General features: G+C 38.8%; 1 protein-coding gene. It reads left to right on the top strand.

Annotated features, from left to right (window positions below; translation table 11 throughout):
• Positions 1–903 (top strand): C-terminal helicase domain-containing protein (locus H5202_RS23440; protein ID WP_259397468.1); only part of this gene is annotated, 903 nt, incomplete at its 5' end.
• Positions 904–936: the final 33 nt, after the last annotated feature.

Genomic DNA, 936 nt, shown 5'->3' with positions numbered 1-936 from the left:
GATAATCACGCACGTACCTTAGCGGCTATCCAAACATTTTACGATAACGATGGTGTTACTGAGATAGATGACTTTGCAGGCGCTATGGCCGCTCTTGATGTTGAAGATGACGATATGCCAGTATTTCAAGAAATGGAAATTGGTAACAAAATAAAAATAAAGCTAATGGATATGGACCTTCCATCTTGGCAACAAGATTTAAGTGGTGACTTAGAAATTATTGGCGATTTATTGGCTGAAATGAAAACTATTACTCCAGAGCATGACGCCAAGCTCCAGCATTTGAAAGAACATGTACTAAACAAAATAGAAAATCCGATAAACCCAAATAATAAAAAAGTGATTGTTTTTACAGCATTTGCCGACACTGCTGAGTACCTATACAACAATTTAGCGGTTGAATTATTTCAAGCTAAGCATCTTCATACAGCAAGAGTAACTGGGCAAGGTAACCCTAAAACTACGATAAAATCACGTAAAAAAGGCTACGACATTCAAGAATGCTTAACGCTCTTTTCACCGCGCTCAAAAGAAAAACATTTAGTATTACCCGAAGAGTCAGCAGAAATTGACCTGTTAATTGCTACCGACTGTATTTCAGAAGGTCAAAACCTACAAGATTGTGATTACCTTATTAATTACGATATACATTGGAACCCTGTACGTATTATTCAGCGCTTTGGACGAGTGGACCGCATAGGCTCTCCGAATGAATCAATACAGTTAGCGAACTACTGGCCAGATATTTCCCTTGATGAATACATTAACCTCAAAGAGCGCGTAGAAAGCCGTATGACCATAGTTGACGTTACCGCAACGGGTGATGACAACGTACTCAGCGCCAAAGCTAATGTTTTAACATCTTCAAGTTCAATGACTTCTTCTTGTAAGCGCTTAAGCTGATCTTTACGATAACTTACATCATTAGCTTTGGCG

It is taken from the genome of Shewanella sp. SG41-4 (genome assembly GCF_014164505.1).
In the GTDB taxonomy this organism is placed as follows: Bacteria; Pseudomonadota; Gammaproteobacteria; order Enterobacterales; family Shewanellaceae; genus Shewanella.
This window is presented reverse-complemented; position numbering and strand designations above follow the sequence as displayed.